Origin of the sequence: Gynurincola endophyticus, from assembly GCF_003991195.1 — a bacterium.
In the GTDB taxonomy this organism is placed as follows: Bacteria; Bacteroidota; Bacteroidia; order Chitinophagales; family Chitinophagaceae; genus Gynurincola; species Gynurincola endophyticus.
Genome location: NZ_RCWL01000003.1, coordinates 306791 through 323387, shown reverse-complemented (window position 1 = coordinate 323387; position 16597 = coordinate 306791). Strand labels below are relative to the sequence as shown.

18 protein-coding genes are annotated in these 16597 nt (G+C 38.8%); 11 read left to right on the top strand and 7 right to left on the bottom strand.

What is annotated here, in order from left to right; translation table 11 throughout:
- Positions 1-139: 139 nt before the first annotated feature.
- Together D9O48_RS07985 and meaB are read left to right on the top strand one after the other, a co-directional pair.
- Positions 140-1957, top strand: a complete 1818-nt coding sequence (locus D9O48_RS07985; RefSeq protein ID WP_126972422.1) for an ABC transporter ATP-binding protein — start codon at positions 140-142, stop codon at positions 1955-1957.
- A 5-nt stretch (positions 1958-1962) separates the two neighbouring features.
- The gene (meaB, locus tag D9O48_RS07980) at positions 1963-2847 is read left to right on the top strand and encodes a methylmalonyl Co-A mutase-associated GTPase MeaB (RefSeq protein ID WP_126972421.1); all 885 of its coding nucleotides are present in this window, start codon (positions 1963-1965) and stop codon (positions 2845-2847) included.
- Here meaB and D9O48_RS07975 read toward each other — a convergent pair whose 3' ends face one another.
- The 3 genes from D9O48_RS07975 to D9O48_RS07965 form a co-directional block, all read right to left on the bottom strand.
- Positions 2848-3072 (bottom strand): hypothetical protein, encoded by a 225-nt coding sequence (locus D9O48_RS07975; RefSeq protein ID WP_126972420.1) that lies wholly within the window; start codon positions 3070-3072, stop codon positions 2848-2850.
- 181 nt (positions 3073-3253) lie between these two features.
- Complete coding sequence (gene typA, locus D9O48_RS07970) at positions 3254-5065, bottom strand: translational GTPase TypA (protein ID WP_126972419.1); 1812 nt, start codon at positions 5063-5065, stop codon at positions 3254-3256.
- A 173-nt stretch (positions 5066-5238) separates the two neighbouring features.
- Positions 5239-5466: a DUF2905 domain-containing protein gene (locus tag D9O48_RS07965; RefSeq protein WP_126972418.1), complete on the bottom strand. Its 228-nt coding sequence runs from the start codon at positions 5464-5466 to the stop codon at positions 5239-5241.
- Positions 5467-5669: 203 nt separating this feature from the next.
- On the opposite strand from D9O48_RS07965, the gene D9O48_RS07960 reads away from it, so the two are divergent.
- Positions 5670-6719, top strand: a complete 1050-nt coding sequence (locus tag D9O48_RS07960; protein ID WP_126972416.1) for a 3-oxoacyl-ACP synthase III family protein — start codon at positions 5670-5672, stop codon at positions 6717-6719.
- A 79-nt stretch (positions 6720-6798) separates the two neighbouring features.
- Positions 6799-7692, top strand: a complete 894-nt coding sequence (locus tag D9O48_RS07955; RefSeq protein ID WP_126972414.1) for a diacylglycerol/lipid kinase family protein — start codon at positions 6799-6801, stop codon at positions 7690-7692.
- Here the strand turns inward: D9O48_RS07955 and D9O48_RS07950 are convergent.
- The 3 genes from D9O48_RS07950 to D9O48_RS07940 all read right to left on the bottom strand — a co-directional run bounded on the left by D9O48_RS07950 (position 7676) and on the right by D9O48_RS07940 (position 11958).
- Positions 7676-9880: a patatin-like phospholipase family protein gene (locus tag D9O48_RS07950; RefSeq protein WP_126972412.1), complete on the bottom strand. Its 2205-nt coding sequence runs from the start codon at positions 9878-9880 to the stop codon at positions 7676-7678. The two genes, D9O48_RS07955 and D9O48_RS07950, sit on opposite strands and share 17 nt — an antisense overlap.
- Before the next feature lie 62 nt (positions 9881-9942).
- Positions 9943-11022: a COX15/CtaA family protein gene (locus tag D9O48_RS07945; protein WP_126972410.1), complete on the bottom strand. Its 1080-nt coding sequence runs from the start codon at positions 11020-11022 to the stop codon at positions 9943-9945.
- Between the two features lie 63 nt (positions 11023-11085).
- Positions 11086-11958: a sulfite exporter TauE/SafE family protein gene (locus D9O48_RS07940; protein WP_233589208.1), complete on the bottom strand. Its 873-nt coding sequence runs from the start codon at positions 11956-11958 to the stop codon at positions 11086-11088.
- Between the two features lies 1 nt (position 11959).
- Here D9O48_RS07940 and D9O48_RS07935 point away from each other — a divergent pair, with 1 nt between their 5' ends.
- The 7 genes from D9O48_RS07935 to D9O48_RS07905 all read left to right on the top strand — a co-directional run bounded on the left by D9O48_RS07935 (position 11960) and on the right by D9O48_RS07905 (position 16032).
- Positions 11960-12559 (top strand): ribonuclease HII, encoded by a 600-nt coding sequence (locus D9O48_RS07935; protein WP_126972408.1) that lies wholly within the window; start codon positions 11960-11962, stop codon positions 12557-12559.
- Positions 12560-12659: 100 nt separating this feature from the next.
- Entirely contained in the window at positions 12660-12908 is a 249-nt protein-coding gene (locus D9O48_RS07930) for a hypothetical protein (RefSeq protein WP_126972406.1), read from the top strand.
- A 67-nt stretch (positions 12909-12975) separates the two neighbouring features.
- Positions 12976-13269, top strand: a complete 294-nt coding sequence (locus tag D9O48_RS07925) for a hypothetical protein (RefSeq protein ID WP_126972404.1) — start codon at positions 12976-12978, stop codon at positions 13267-13269.
- A 55-nt stretch (positions 13270-13324) separates the two neighbouring features.
- Positions 13325-13651 carry a hypothetical protein gene (locus D9O48_RS07920; protein ID WP_126972402.1) on the top strand — a complete coding sequence of 109 codons (327 nt, stop codon included), beginning with the start codon at positions 13325-13327 and terminating at the stop codon, positions 13649-13651.
- A gap of 207 nt (positions 13652-13858) precedes the next feature.
- The gene (locus D9O48_RS07915; protein ID WP_158624845.1) at positions 13859-14692 is read left to right on the top strand and encodes a LytTR family DNA-binding domain-containing protein; all 834 of its coding nucleotides are present in this window, start codon (positions 13859-13861) and stop codon (positions 14690-14692) included.
- Positions 14670-15410 carry a dioxygenase family protein gene (locus tag D9O48_RS07910; RefSeq protein WP_199750531.1) on the top strand — a complete coding sequence of 247 codons (741 nt, stop codon included), beginning with the start codon at positions 14670-14672 and terminating at the stop codon, positions 15408-15410. The genes D9O48_RS07915 and D9O48_RS07910 overlap by 23 nt, the downstream gene beginning before the upstream one ends.
- Positions 15403-16032: a YceI family protein gene (locus tag D9O48_RS07905; RefSeq protein ID WP_126972398.1), complete on the top strand. Its 630-nt coding sequence runs from the start codon at positions 15403-15405 to the stop codon at positions 16030-16032. Before D9O48_RS07910 ends, D9O48_RS07905 begins: the two co-directional genes overlap by 8 nt.
- Positions 16033-16108: 76 nt before the next feature.
- Here the strand turns inward: D9O48_RS07905 and D9O48_RS07900 are convergent, their stop codons facing one another.
- Positions 16109-16597 (bottom strand): GNAT family N-acetyltransferase, encoded by a 489-nt coding sequence (locus tag D9O48_RS07900; RefSeq protein ID WP_126972396.1) that lies wholly within the window; start codon positions 16595-16597, stop codon positions 16109-16111.

Genomic DNA, 16597 nt, shown 5'->3' with positions numbered 1-16597 from the left:
CGCAGAGATCTTTGGCACAACCACTTTAAATTAACCGATATGGTTACCGGCGTACGATAAAATCTGTTAATAAAATTTACAATTTATCTAAACAACCTTGCTCCCCAGAAACTGTTATTTTAAATTATCATAAACCAGGATGAAGAAGTTTTCACGTATACTATATTATTTACAAGATCAAAAGGGAAGAGTTTTCTTATACTTTTTGTTCAACCTGTTATCGATCTTGTTTTCAATGCTTTCATTAACGATGCTGGCGCCGTTCTTACAAATGTTATTCGGACTGTCAAAGCCTCCTGAGAATTATCAATTCAGCTTTAGTTCTGAAGGCATTATGGACGGGCTACAGGTTTTTCTTCATAATGTGATTCAGGAGAATGGGCAAATTGCTGCGCTGGCCGGTATTTGTATCGTCGTAGTTGTAGCGATCTTCTTCAAAAACCTCTTTATATATGGAGCATTCAGAATGATTGTTCCGATGAGAAATAAAGTGATGACCCGATTTCGTGCCGATCTTTTTGATAAAATACTACAATTACCGGTTGGATATTTTACTGAAAAAAGAAAAGGAGATATCATGTCAAGAATGAGTAATGATATCAATGAAATTGAGTTTTCTATTGTTAGTACCATGGAAGCTTTGATCAGAGAACCGCTGACCATTATCTTCTTCCTCTCATTCATGATCTTTTTAAGCCCGGCTCTTTCTTTATTCCTGTTTATTCTTTTACCGGTTACCGGATTTATTATCGGCCGTATCAGTAAAAGTCTTAAAAAGCAATCAAATGTTTCACAGGAACAACAAGGTTTTTTATTGTCGATTCTCGATGAAACACTCTCTGGTTTAAGAGTTATTAAAGCTTTTAATGCAGAATCATTGATCAGAGGTCGTTTTGAAAATAACAATATTGTTCTCAATAAAATACGCGTATCCATGGCGCTTAGAAGAGACCTCGCATCTCCTCTGTCAGAGTTTATGGGCGTATTAGTATTAAGCTGTATTTTATGGTTTGGCGGACGCCTTGTATTAACCAATGAAATCGGCCTGGCGCCGGGCGCATTCATTGTGTATATTGTTTTTTTTACACAAATCATATCTCCCGCAAAGGCATTCTCTACAGCTTTTTATAATGTGCAAAGGGGAACAGCCGCTATTGCACGGGTAGAGGAAGTACTGAATGCCAGCAATACTGTTGAAGAAGTAAGTAACCCTGTTAGCTTTTCAGGTTTCGAAGATAAAATTGAACTCAGGAATGTGTCTTTCAAGTATGATGATGTTACTATTCTGGAAGACATTAATCTAACGATCGAAAAGGGAAAAACAATTGCACTGGTGGGTTCTTCCGGGGCCGGCAAGAGTACGCTGGCTGATCTGATTCCGAGATTCCATGATGTGAGTTCAGGTGAATTACTGATTGACGGACAGAATATCAAAAACTTCAGCTTGTATTCCCTACGTGAACAAATGGGTATTGTAACACAAGAACCGATTCTATTTAATGATACGATTGCAGCCAATATTGCATTAGGCAAACCGGATGCAACAGTTGAAGAAATAGAACAGGCGGCCAAAGTAGCCAACGCTTATCAGTTTATTCAACAAAAAGAAGATCAATTTAATTCGAACATCGGTGACCGCGGGTCAAAACTTAGCGGTGGTGAACGTCAGCGTTTAACCATTGCGAGAGCAGTGCTGAAAAATCCACCGATTCTTATATTAGACGAGGCCACTTCCTCATTAGATACCGAAAGTGAAAAACTTGTTCAGGATGCCATTAATAATATGATGAAAAACAGAACAAGTATTGTAATTGCACACCGTTTAAGCACCATTCGTCATGCTGATGAAATCATCGTCTTGCAAAAAGGTAAGATTGTTGAAAGAGGCACTCACGAAAAACTGATTGCTCAAAACGGATTCTATCATAAATTAGTGACAATGCAAGAAGTAAAATAACTCTTATGTGGAATCAATTCGTAGAAGAAATCCAGCAAGGAAATGTTCGAAGTATTGCCCGAAGTATCTCTTTGGTAGAGAATGAAGTGACCGGATATGAGCAGTTGTTAAGTTCCTTGCCTGATAAATCTATTCCGCTGATTGGTATTACCGGCCCACCCGGTGCGGGTAAAAGCACCTTAACCGATGCGCTAACGGCCCAGTTGATTCAAAAAGGTAAAAGAGTAGCTATCTTATGCGTTGATCCCTCTTCGCCTTTCCATCAGGGTGCAATTTTAGGAGACCGCATCCGGATGAGCAGATGGTATAACCATCCTAATGTGTATATCCGTTCACTGGCTACAAGAGGCGCGCTTGGTGGATTGCATCCCAAAATTATTGAACTCACAGAAATATTAAAAGCTGCCCCTTTCGACTATATTTTACTGGAAACGGTAGGCGTAGGCCAATCCGAAGTGGAAATAGCAGGGCTGGCAGATGTTACCCTCGTCGTATTAGTACCGGAAGCCGGTGATGAAATTCAAACGATGAAAAGCGGCCTGATGGAAATTGCAGATGTTTTTGTGGTAAATAAAGCAGATCGTCCGGGTTCTGATACGATGATCAAAAACCTGCGATTGATGGTGCATGAGGCACATCAGACCAAACCGATTGTTGCAACTCAGGCAAATCAGGAAATAGGCATCGAAAACTTAATAAGGAGTATTGATCAAACGCTTCTGAAAACAAATGAACGTCTATTGAAAGACCGCTTAATCATCGAAAAGATTTACTGGATCATTCAACAACACCGGATGAAAGACATCAGAAAAGAGGAATTACTGCAACGATGGAAAAGCTCACCGCACAAAAATGTTTATCGCTTTTTGCAGGATGAGCGTTTAATATAATTACAAATTATGTTTATTGTTTTTATACCATTTGTAAGAAACATATCCGATAATCAGCAATGGTGTAAAAGCTAAATAGATAATACCTTCATTCAAGGCTTTTGCGGGTTTCTCTCCCAATTGCTGTGCAGTTTTAGTGCAAATAGAGCACTGTGCCTGTACTTCTTGTATAACAGCGAAACACAGTAAAAGACTGGTAACAACAGATAATAAAAACTTCTTCATAACCCCGGGTTTACTCTTGCAAAGATACTGATATACTTCGTGCAAAGACATTAAATTGTAGTAAAGTGCAGGTTTTTAATGCTGATAACCGTTTTGGTTTAAATGCTTAATTATACAGATGTTACGAATAATAAAAAAAAGGAGCACCAGGTGCTCCTTTTCCATATAAATTAAGTAACAATTAAGCTTCCGCTTTACTTTGTTTTGCTACTTTGTTTCTTTCATTTTCGTCTAAAATTACTTTACGCATACGAATGAAATTAGGAGTTACTTCGATACACTCATCCTGTTGAATGTACTCCATACATTCTTCTAAGCTCATCAATACTTTAGGCGCAATTTTAGCAGAATCATCCGCACCAGAAGCACGGTGGTTCGTTAATTTCTTTTGCTCTGTTGCATTTACAACCAGGTCGCCCGGTTTAATGTTTTCTGCAATGATCTGACCTAAATAAACATCCTCACCCGGATCAACAAAGAAAGTACCTCTGTCTTGTAATTTATCGATTGAGTAAGCAGTTGTTTTTTCAGTATTTTTTGAAATCAACACGCCATTGTTTCTACCAGGAATTTGTCCTTTCCATGGCTTATAAGCAACAAATCTGTGTGCCATTACGGCTTCACCGGTCGTTGCAGTTAACATTTGTGTACGTAAACCGATCAAACCTCTTGAAGGAATTTCAAACTCAAGATGCTGCATTTCACCTTTGGTTTCCATGATATGCATCTCTCCTTTTCTTCTGGTAACCAGGTCAATTACCTTAGAAGCAAACTCTTCAGGTACGTCTACTACCAGATTCTCGTACGGCTCCATTTTTTGTCCGTCAATTTCTTTTACGATTACCTGAGGTTGACCTACAGTTAACTCGTAACCTTCACGACGCATTGTTTCGATTAATACTCCTAAGTGAAGAATACCTCTACCATATACGATAAAGCTATCACCACCACCTTCAGATTCTTTTACACGTAATGCAAGGTTTTTCTCTGTTTCTTTAAACAAACGGTCTCTCAGGTGACGTGAGGTAACAAATTTACCATCCTTACCGAAGAAAGGTGAGTTATTGATAGAGAAAGTCATGTTCATTGTAGGCTCATCTACCGAGATTACCGGTAATGCTTCAGGATTTTCGCTATCAGCGATGGTATCGCCAATATTGAAATCTTCAATACCTACTACAGCACAAAGGTCACCTGCAACAACTTCTGATACTTTCTTCTTACCCATTCCTTCAAACACATATAACTCTTTTACACGGCCTTTTCTTGCAGATCCGTCTGTTTGCATTAACGTGATCGGCTGATTTTCTTTAATGGTACCGCGGGTAACTTTACCGATAGCGATACGGCCTAAGAAAGAAGAGTAATCTAAAGAAGTAATCTGTAGTTGTAAAGTACCTTCTGCCACTTTCGGAGCAGGAACGTGCTCTATAATACCATCTAATAATGGTTCAATATTATCAATTTGCTCTAAAGTAGAGTTGAACCAACCATTTTTACCAGAACCGTAATAAGTTGGGAAATCTAACTGCTCTTCAGTAGCATCTAAGTTGAAGAATAATTCAAAAACAGCATCGTGCACTTCATCCGGACGACAGTTTGGTTTATCAACTTTGTTGATTACCACAATCGGTTTTAAGTTCAGTTGTAATGCTTTCTGAAGTACGAAGCGGGTCTGAGGCATTGGTCCTTCAAAAGCATCTACCAACAGAATAACCCCGTCGGCCATTTTTAATACGCGTTCCACTTCACCACCGAAGTCGGCGTGGCCCGGAGTATCAATCACATTAATTTTAAAGTCTTTGTAAGTTACTGCTGCATTCTTACTGAAGATAGTGATACCACGTTCTCTTTCAAGATCGTTGTTATCCATAATTAATTCTCCAGTTTGTTGATTCTCACGAAATACTGCAGTAGCATGCAAGATTTTATCTACTAATGTTGTTTTACCGTGGTCAACGTGCGCGATGATGGCTATGTTACGAATATTCATATAAAAATTTGACAATTAAAAACAGGCAAAGCCGTTTTTCAGGGCGCAAAGTTACGACAATTCGGCGGCTGGAACTAGGATTTAACAAACTTATTTGAGGTTTTTTTTAGGTGCTTAAAAATATATAATTGACTAAAAATCAAGACCAAACATGATACGGCCAACAAAGCACCCTATTTTCCTAACAATTTGATAACTTTTATAACAATACTTATAAAGATACTCGCTATCACCATCGTTGTTACTGGCATGTAAAATCTGAAGCCCTCACGTTCTATACGGATATCGCCGGGCAATCTGCCGATGAAGTGCAGTTTATCATGAAAAAAATAAATGATAACTCCCACAATTACAATCAATAAGCCTGCAAGTATGATCCATTTTCCCGTTTCCGAGTTCATATTTCTGGTTTTATGCAAATATAAAGCAGCTGATAAGGCAACAGAAAATGGAAACAGCCGCTAAGTAGTTTTTAATATTTGGTTGGCGCGCATGAACCAGGATGTTCAATACCGGCACACTCATTTTTCAACTTTCCATTTTCAATGCCCGATTCTTTTGTAACTGTTTTATTTCATAACTTTCTAAAAAAGCAGCTTGTTATATGATACATTCTTACATCAAAGGAATTGGAAAGTATTTACCGGATAATGTTGTTACGAATCAGGATCTTACTAAGTATATGGACACCAGTGATGAATGGATTCAGGAGCGTACCGGTATTAAAGAAAGAAGATATGCCCACCGTACCGAAGAAACCACTACCACAATGGCTGTTGAAGCCTCAACTATTGCAATAGAGCGAGCCGGCCTCACTCCCCAGGATATAGATTTCGTTGTTTTTGCCACTCTTTCACCAGACTATTATTTTCCGGGTTGTGGTGTTTTATTACAACGCGCTATGAAAATGAAAGAAATCGGAGCACTGGATGTACGCAATCAATGCTCTGGCTTTGTTTACGCATTAAGCGTTGCTGATCAATTTATTAAAGCCGGGATGTATCAAAATATTCTGGTCGTGGGCAGTGAAAAGCATTCCTTCGGATTAGACTTTTCAACCCGTGGAAGAAATGTTTCGGTTATTTTCGGCGATGGGGCCGGCGCTGTAGTATTGGGAGCAACGACTGAAGCAAACAGAGGTATTCTTAGCACCCATTTGCACAGTGATGGAGAAATGGCTGAGTTATTAGCTATGTACAACCCCGGCACACATGCCAATCATTGGCTTGAGCAACCGCTGGCTGACTTTGACCAGGCTGAAATCGGAGAAATGTTCATGAGTCAGCAAATGCTCACTAAAGGGCAGCTTTATCCGTTTATGGACGGACCGAGCGTATTTAAAAAAGCAGTTGTAAAATTTCCGGAAGTCATTCAGGAAGCCCTCGATCATAATCAATTAAAGGTAACCGATATTGATATGTTAATTCCACATCAGGCGAACCTTCGTATCGCTCAGTTTGTTCAACAAAAGCTCGGCTTACCTGATGAGAAAGTTTATAACAATATTCAACGATACGGAAATACAACAGCAGCCTCCATACCGATTGCTTTATGTGAAGCTTTTGAAGAAGGGCGCATTCAGGAAAAAGACCTCGTATGCCTGGCTGCATTCGGAAGCGGATTCACCTGGGGTAGTGTTTTACTACGATGGTAGACCTATTGAAAAAAAATTATATTTATAAGAGATAAATGTTTCGTGAAAAGTGAAATATTTATCTCAATTTTGTTGATGCATGAGAAAAATAATCTATTTAGTTAATCCAAAGTCAGGAACACAGAAGAAGGATGATTTGATTGAGTTAATTAAGTCAGCCACCACTGAGAAGAAGATTGAGTTTGTTATACTCCCGACGCCTGCAGACGGAAACTATATAGGCATAAAAGAGAAAATCCAGCAAGAAAACTTTACAGATATAGTGATCTGCGGGGGCGACGGAACCGTTAACCAGGCTATTAATGCCCTGGCCGATACAAAAGCACACTTCGGTATCATCCCGATGGGTTCAGGAAATGGACTTGCGTTAAGTGCCGGACTTTCTGTAACTGCAAAAAAAGCGTTAGACACTATTTTTAACGGTGTTGCAAGATATACCGATGCTTTTTTGGTAAATGAACAATTTGGCTGCATGTTGTGCGGTTTAGGATTCGATGCTACCATTGCACATCAATTTGCAAGAAGTTCACGAAGAGGTCTTACCACTTACGCAACGCTCACTACTAAAAACTTTTTAAACTCTACCACATGGGACCTTGAGTTTGAGGTAGAAGGAAAAAAATTCCATACTGACGCTTTCTTTGTTTCTATAGCCAACAGCAATCAATTCGGCAATAATATCACGATAGCACCTGAGGCAGAACTGACCGATGGATTACTCGATATTGTAATCGTAAAGAAAACCGTAAAACCGGTTTTAATCATGCAGGTATTACAACAGATTCTTACCGGAAAAGTAAAGGAAATAGAAAAAGCGATGGACAATTCGGTAGCTTATTTTCAAACACAAAACCTGCGCATCATCAATAAACAATTAGCGCCGATTCATATTGACGGAGAACCAAAAGAAGCGATGGAAGATATCACCATCAAAATACTTCCTAATCATTTCAAACTTATTTTTGAGCAGTAAGCGCCCTGAATGTTTGAAAGGATTTTTGATTATGTACTGAAAATAATGACTGAAAGATATCCTGCTTTTCACGTTTTGTAAGGTGAAAATTTAAGGCAGCAGCCTTCTCTTCCTCATCTGAAGTATATTGAAATACGATCCTTTGCAGCTGCGGGCCGTATAAAGTTTTCATCGCATCATATAAATCATTTTGGCTATAATCCTGCAACTTATGCCAGTTCGACTGAAAGAACATCATCGGCCGCATGAGAATATCCGTGATGCCGCTTGATGCAAATGGTTGATCCCAGCCACTCTTGCGCCTGTCTGTAATTTGTATTAATATTACTCCTTTTGTATTTTTCTTTATCCACGACTCAAATACCTGCAAATAACGCATGGTTGACTCTACTCCAAAATTATCACGTAAGCCTGCGTCCATTATATCCACTACCGGCTCGGTAGGTAACCAGACGTTGGGTAATACATAAGGGAAGGTAGCATTCATCCGCAAGGCTGTTAATAAACGCAGATCTTCTGCTTCCAGGTTTTTAAACATTGCTCCGAAATCTACCGCATCCACTTCCTGACTTTTATTCCGCATTAAAAATGAAATCGGCTGTGTTGAAATGAGCATTTTTCTGGCATCCTGTGTTACTACAGAACTTAATAACAACAAAGGAATTTTAGCTTCTTTCTCGAGCAGATACAGGTCTTTCAATTGAAGGTTCAACAACCCCTTTGTATTTTCGTTCAACTTATTCTCAAAAGCAAAAGCACGGTCTTTAGAATAATATTTTCCACTGATTTCGAACTGTTGTACAGGCGATGCCAGGTCGCGGGCCACCAGATTCGTGATAATCGGATTTAATAGGTCTTTAGAAATATCATTGACGTACTGAGTATCTTGCAGATTAATAGTAGAACCTGTTTGTTTAGCATGGTCTAATGCCCTGAAATAAGCAGCCCCTAACATTCCTCCGGATGCGCCGGATATCATGGTAGTTCTTTGCATAAGCGAGCCGTTCAGGATACTATCTAACCTTTGTAGAATACGCATGGTAAAAGTAGCGCTTCTGCTACCGCCGCCGCTGGTATTAATAATCACCATGTAAGGTTTGTAAACGCCTTGTTTAGCTTTCCATCTATTCAGAACAGCTTCCATATTCTCTTTATCAGAAGCCATTTTTTCGTCGGTACTTAAAGCACTCAGGTATTCTTCGTTATAAGCGGGGCGCTCATTCTTAGCCACGTATTTTAAGCCGAATGCTTTGTTTGTGATATCAATCACGCCTTTCTCATAGAGGTAATTACTGCCCCAGAAGGCCAGTAAAAGAAATAACAAACTCCAGTTTTGCAGAAAATAGCTGATTGCTCCTGAAACTGCTATCAGAATGGCAAAAAAGATCGTTACGCCAGCCGCTGCAGGTAACTGGAAGAAGCTATCATCGATAAAATAGCCGGTGATCATCAGAAATATGAAAGCAATTAAGATAGACAAAACCCCTGCAAAGTGATGCCTGCTGAATATCGTACTTAAAAAATCACGTGAATAGTGCGAAACATCCCTTACTTTTTTTAATTCAAATGTGGCAGTGAAATAATATTTCACACGGATCATTCTCGATTCTCTTACTTTTTCAGATTTACTGAATTGCGCTTTAAACAATACAGGGTCGTTAATAACCGGCGTAAGCCTCCGCACAATTGTTTTGCCAGCTCCAAAAAAATAAACAAAAGAAATAAGTAGAATAATAATAAAGCCATCAATGAAGCCCACCACCAGCCAGAATATCTCACGTGAGCTCAATAACTCGTCATAATAAGCATATGAAACCGCGTTATAGCCGTAATAGGATAGAAAAATCAGCGGGATAATTGCATTGTTAATACAAAATTTCAGGAAGGGATTAGAAGTAGTAGCCAGAAACAGAAAATACCGGCTAAAAAGGATAAAGCAGGTGATATTCCAGCTCATAATAAAGATACCCATAGAGATGCCGACAATAGCGGCAGCAAAGAAATCTATCTTTCCAAGGTATTCGGGAGCAAGAAATAAGGAATCTACCCCGTATTTGGTCATAAATTTACCGCCTACGGATACAAACAAAATTACCCAAAAGATCAACAGCACCTGGTGTTTCTTAAAGTGCAGCAAGAGCAGTTGAATGGGAAATGAATAAAAAAATCCTTTCACAAATGCTTTCATCGGAATAAGTTTCTCCTAACAGCCAATAAAAGTAATATTAACCGGCTGAGAAAAAAAGCATTCTAATTATCTTTTAAAATAATTTTATTTCCCTTGCGGAAAGTATACAGCATTCCTATCAAACTTAACAATAACAACATCCCTACGATCTGGTGTATTTGTGCAAACCACTCAAAACTTCCCCATTTGTTAGGAATAATGGTGTTACTGGTTAATACAGCAAATATTCCCAACAACACCTGTACGAGTACCAGTATTAATGGGATCCAACGCATACCATTGAAGTAATGGTTGATTTTGCCCATTTTTTTCAGCTTATAGGTATAAACAATAATCAGAATAGCTATTAAATAAGCGAGGTTGCGGTGCATAAAATGAACTGTAATTTTATGCTCAATCATTGAAAACCAGAAACCGTGTGAGAAAATTGACTCCGGAAACCAGTCTCCGTTAATAGTAGGCCAGGTAGGTGCTGCGGTGGCTGCTTTATGGCCGGCCATCAAGGCTCCGAAAACCAGTTGAATGCCTACCAGAACGATCAATGCCCAGGTATAACCTCTCCACTTGGGCATATACACCCGAAGGTTTCTCGAAACAGTTAATTGCAAAGCGAACCAATAAGCGTAACCGATAAGCGCCATTGCAAAAATAAAGTGCATCGCCAGCTTTGTTGGTTTAACATACACTGCATCGCCGACAAGACCGCTTGCCACCATAATCCAGCCGATTGCACCCTGAAAAGCACCGAATAAGAAAAGAAACAACAGCGGCTTAACCATTTCTTCTTTCAGGTACTTTTTAGCAGTCAGATAAATAAACCCAACCAAAAACACTACCCCGATGAGCCTCGCCCATAAACGGTGAAACCATTCCCAAAAGAAAATATTCTTAAAATCACTGAGGTTAAAATCTGCGTTCAATAAGCGATACTGTGGAGTTTGCTGATATTTATTGAACTCTTCTATCCAGTCTGCTTCATTCAAAGGCGGTAATGAGCCGGTAACCACATTCCATTCTGTAATAGACAAACCCGATCCGGTTAAGCGGGTGATACCCCCTAAAATTACCTGAATCAACAACATTACCACACCGATAATAATCCAATTGGCTACAGGACGATTACTTGAAAGACTGCTTTTCATATCCTTTGACTTTGCGTCACAAAGGTAAGCCTTATTCTATTCGGGAAAGATTAAAAATTGAATTTACAATAGCTCTATCAGTTCTTTTACTATAATGAAGAGTCCCATACTAAATACAAAAATACCGAACACTTTCTTCAGCTGGTCGGGTTTGATTTTTTCTAATATTCCTCCACCGATGAAGATACCGATCAGGGCAATACCTGTGAATAAGAACAACGACTTAAAGTGGATAGGGCTATTATCGATCGAAATAAAAAATCCAAAGAGTGCGCTACAAGTCATTAAGGCCAATGAAGTACCTACTGCTTTTTTCATATCAAGCTTAGAAATCAATACCAACGACGGAACTATCATAAATCCGCCTCCGGCACCTAAGATACCGGTTACACAACCCACTAACAGTCCCTGCACCACCAATAAACCTTTCTTAGTAACACTATTTCCCGGGTTAGGAATCTGCTTTTTAAAAATCATTGAGAACGCTGAAGTAATCATCAAAACTGCAAATAACAACATCAGCAAAGAACCTCTTTTAAGTTCAACATAGCCAATCGTAGCAATATGCTCAGGTATAACAGGTAATAAGAATTTTCGGATAATATATACAGCAATCAAAGAAGGAATACCGAAATAGAGAAAAGCGATCAGATCTACATTCTTCGTTTTAAAAGCATGGAAACTTCCTACCAGGCTACAGGTACCTACCACGAATAATGAATAAGAAGTGGCGAGCAGGGGATCTACACCTAAAAGGTAGACTAATACCGGAATTGTTAATATGGAACCTCCGCCCCCCAATAACCCCATTGTAAAACCAATGAGTATGGCTGCTAAATAACCGAACACTTCCATAATTATAAAAAATCTGACAGAAGGTAAAAGTAAGTCAATTTTGAATGCCGGGCATTTATTATTTTTGATAAAATTTTTCATTTTGTTATTGAATCGATATCAGCAAAAATTCATTGAAGCAGGTTGCGACGAAGCAGGCAGAGGCTGCCTTGCCGGGCCCGTATTTGCTGCTGCTGTGATTTTGCCGGAGAATTTTTATCACGAGTTCTTAAACGATTCAAAACAGGTACCCGAGCCCAAACGCAATGAACTCAGAATATTTATAGAAACAAATGCATTAGCCTACGCCGTTGCAAAAATTGATCAGGAAGAAATAGATCAGATCAATATTCTGAATGCCTCATTCAAAGCAATGCACCTGGCTATTGACCAGTTACAGATCCGCCCCGAATTATTACTGATAGACGGTAACCGTTTTAAAAAATATCAAACCACTCCTCACGAATGCATTATAAAAGGAGATGGTAAATATACTTCCATCGCTGCAGCGAGTATTCTTGCCAAAACCTATCGCGACGAATACATGTTAAACATACATCAGGAGTTTCCTCACTATTGCTGGGATAAAAACAAAGGCTATGGAACAGTAGTGCATAGAAATGCTATTAAACAGCACGGCATGTGCACTCACCATCGCAAATCGTTTCAGCTGAAAGAACAACAGCTCACATTACCTCTTTAAAGGCTTTCACATTTTTTTAGCTTTTCACCATTAAACCTTCGCGGTCATGCCGGGTCATATATATACAAAAGCAAATTATTAACCTTTAAAACAGAAGGTGATGAAAACAAGAATATTATTACTCGGCGTACTTACTTTAGGCTTTACCGTAAACAGTAATGCTCAGGTTAGAAATACTACCCCTAAAAAAGTAGTAGTGGTTACTAAAAAAACGCCTGCCAAACATACACCTACAAAGGTTATTGTAAAGAAAAAAACAGTAGTGTATCAACCTGCTTCTGTAAGCAGCAAAATGGTTAGAGAAACACTACCTCACAATAAAAAAAGTTTTCATTTCAAGGCTAGATAAAAAACCGAGGTTGTTTTTCTAAACAGCCTCTTCTTTAAACCCTCTTGTTTACCTTAAAATGTGTATTATGAAAATCAAATTATTACTTACCAGCGTATTTGCCTTAATAGTAGCAATAAACGTAAACGCACAACAGCGATACAAAAAACAACCACCACCTGCAAAAATGGTACACGTTTACCATCATCCTGTAGCAGAAAAACATCATTATCACAAAAAACATAAAAAAGTACGTTATGTACAACCTGCACGAAGAACAGTTCACAGAAATCGTGTAGTGTATATGAACAGACCTGCCATGGAAGTTTATGTTAACAAACCCGGACGTGTAAGCGTAGGCGTTCATGTAACACGCTTCTAAAAAATCTGGTGCTTACCTTTTTAACCCCCTTATTATAAAACAAAAAGTATTAGTCATGAAAAGCAAAATTATTTTATCGCTATTGTTAGTTGGTACTTTAGGTATCAGTTCTTTATCAGCTCAGGTCGTTAACGACAGAAAAGCTCCTGAAAAGAAAATCGAAAGAAAAATTGATCGTAAAGACGATCGTAAAAAAGAATTTACCAAAGGAGACAAACGAAAAATGGACCATCGCAGAGATGGGAAATTTAAAAGAGGTGATAGAAAAAAAGGGCAAATGGTAGTTTTACATAAAGACTGCAAAGATTGTCAGAAGCTCAATAAAAAGATCGCAAAACACAAACATAAAAGCCATCCGTCAAGAACACATAGAGCCAGATAAGTACAAGTGAACAAATAGGCACCGACTCATTTTTGAGTCGGTTTTTGTTATTTTAAACACATTTCGCCTTATTTTTATAGTAAAGTTAAAACGACGCAGAAGTTTGCGAATATGAGCTTTTTTTCGTAACTTATTAGTTAAGGCCTGCTTGTAAGATTGCTATCTTAAAGACAGAACTCAATGAAACCTGTAATCAAAACTGAAAGAATGAACCTACCATCCACTCTTTTACCAGCCATTAAAACAGTAAAATTATTTACGGGTGCATTACTACTTATTTTACTGACAGTTGTTTTGCAGGATTTATTACACGCCCAGCGTAATCACTATTCATTTCATCTTTCAGAATCCTTACTTTTTAATTCTTACTGGTGCTGGTTTTTTATTGTTTTTTTACTGAAGGATTTCTTTTTGAAAAAGATAAATCGTTTTCTGGCACATCCGAAAACATATATGACCGTCATTGCATTCACAATCATTGCAACGATCCTCCATGCACTGGTTTATTCTATTACGGTTTCGCTCACTTCGTATTATTTCTACGAAGGTTCTTACAACATTTCTAAAATGTTGGGATATACTATTTCGCAGGATATTTATAAGTATATCTTTGTTTATGCTGTAATGGGTATCGTTTATGGCAGAAGAGGTATTCCACAAAAAAAAGAAATTATTCCTGCTACGTTCATTGAACCGTTTACAGAGTGCTCTACGATTGTAGTGGCAAATGGTAGAAATAATACGCTGGTGGCGGTGGCAGACATTCTGTTTATAAAATCAGCAACTCCATACATTGCCCTGCATACCGCATCAAAAACGTATCTGCATACTGAAACGCTCCGGTCGATCTTGCAACAACTACCCTCCGGTCAATTTATTCAGGTTCACAAATCAACCATTATTAACATTGAAAAGGTGGTTTCTTTTAAATCGCGATTGAATGGCGACTATGACATACAGCTCGGGCAACATCAGATAAGGCTTAGCAGGAACTATGCCCCTCACTTCAAAAAGCTATTTGACAACAGGTCATCAGCTTAGCCGGTTTATTCATCAGGTTAATACATTAGAGTTTGAAAACGAGTCTGTTGTACTGACTTTTGAAGAAAAAACTATGCAAGCCAGAATTTACCAACGATTGATTCTTGTTACATTGATTCTCTGTAATATTTCATGCAGCGGTCAATCTCCTGAAAAAACTTCATCTGTGCGTTTGGTTGGAGGCCCTTGTGAGGGGTGTGAAGGATTATCCGAATACGGCAACAAAACACTTTCTTCAATAGATACCCTCCCGCTATTTAAAGAGCATGAACCCAAATTAAAAGTAACCGGTACCGTTTTTAAAAAAGACGGAATCACGCCCGCAGCCGGTGTAATTCTATACATTTATCACACCAACCGTCAAGGTGTTTATCAAACCAAAGGCAATGAAACCGGTTGGGCAAAACGTCATGGATTTATCCGGGGATGGGTAAAAACAGATCTGAACGGTCAGTATACCTTTTATACTTTCAGGCCGGGTGCCTATCCCGACAAAAGTGAACCCGAACATATTCACCTCACAGTAAAAGAACCGGATACCAACGAATATTATCTCGACGATTACCTTTTTGATGATGATCCGCTGTTAACACCATCAGTGAGAAAAAAACAACCTGTTCGCGGCGGAGCTGGTATTATGCGGCCTGTAAACGAAAATGGCCTGCTGGTAATCAAACGTGACATTATTCTTGGTTTAAATATTCCGGATTATGAATAAAGTTATATTAGTACTAATCTTTTCTACCATCACTGCCTGCATGGGCAAACACACACCCGATACACCGGCAGCCCTGGTAAATGAGAGAGTAGGAAAAGAGAGATCATTAGCCAACACAGACAGTTTTTTTATAAATCCGGCACATTCTACCATTGAATGGAAGGCAACGGAGATGCGGGGCACAAGGCTACGAACCGGAAAGATTTTATTTAAAAGTGGTTTTATTTTCAAAAAAAATGATTCGCTGGCCGGGGGAAGATTTATTGTAGAGATGGAAAGTATGGATGTGACAGATGTACCCGCCAATGAAAAAGTGGCCCGGAAAAACCTGCTTAATCACCTGAAAGCAGATGACTTTTTTAACACTGCCTTGTATCCCACTTCAACATTCGAAATTACAAATGTTCAACAGCAAAGCGATAGCCTTTATCATATTCAGGGTAACTTAACAATCAGGGAGGTTACACGGAATATTTCATTTACGGCTATACAACAGGGTGAATATTATGTGGCCGCATTTACATTTGACCGGTTTTTATGGAAAATTGCCTACGAGGGAAGTTTATTAAATAAAACGCTGATCGATAAAGATGTTGAACTAAATATCAAAATTGCCCTGTGAAAGCGTATCGATTAGCATTTCAAAAAAGAACCATTGAATACATGATCGTTCAATGGTTCTGTATAAAATGATTTATCTATAACAGATCACTGAAAAACTGCACACCTCTTAACGGCCATTCCTGCTTTTGCAGACTGAACTCTTCAACATCACGGGTAACCGGCTGTTGGGTTCTGACCGAAGCCGGAATGAATGCGATTTTCAGAAAAGCTGCTTTAGCGCGTTCATTTTCGACAGGTATCAAAGCATACACTTTCTGCATTTTCAAAACATTCAAACAAAAATTCAATAATGCAAACCCCGTTTCTCTGAAAACTCTGCTGCCCCTGAATGATTCCTGGATCCATACATATTTAATAAGAATATTATCATCGGTTTCATCGAGTGCGATCCAACCGGCTACGGATTGGTCATCTGCATTTGCAATGGATAAAAACACGGTTGAATCACTCAGCTGTTTTAACTCAGGCTGATTAAAAATCTTTACAAGATCAGCTTTGGTAACGGCAGCAATAATTACCCTTGCAGTTTCTACTGTAAGATTGTTTGAGAACTTCGATTTCAT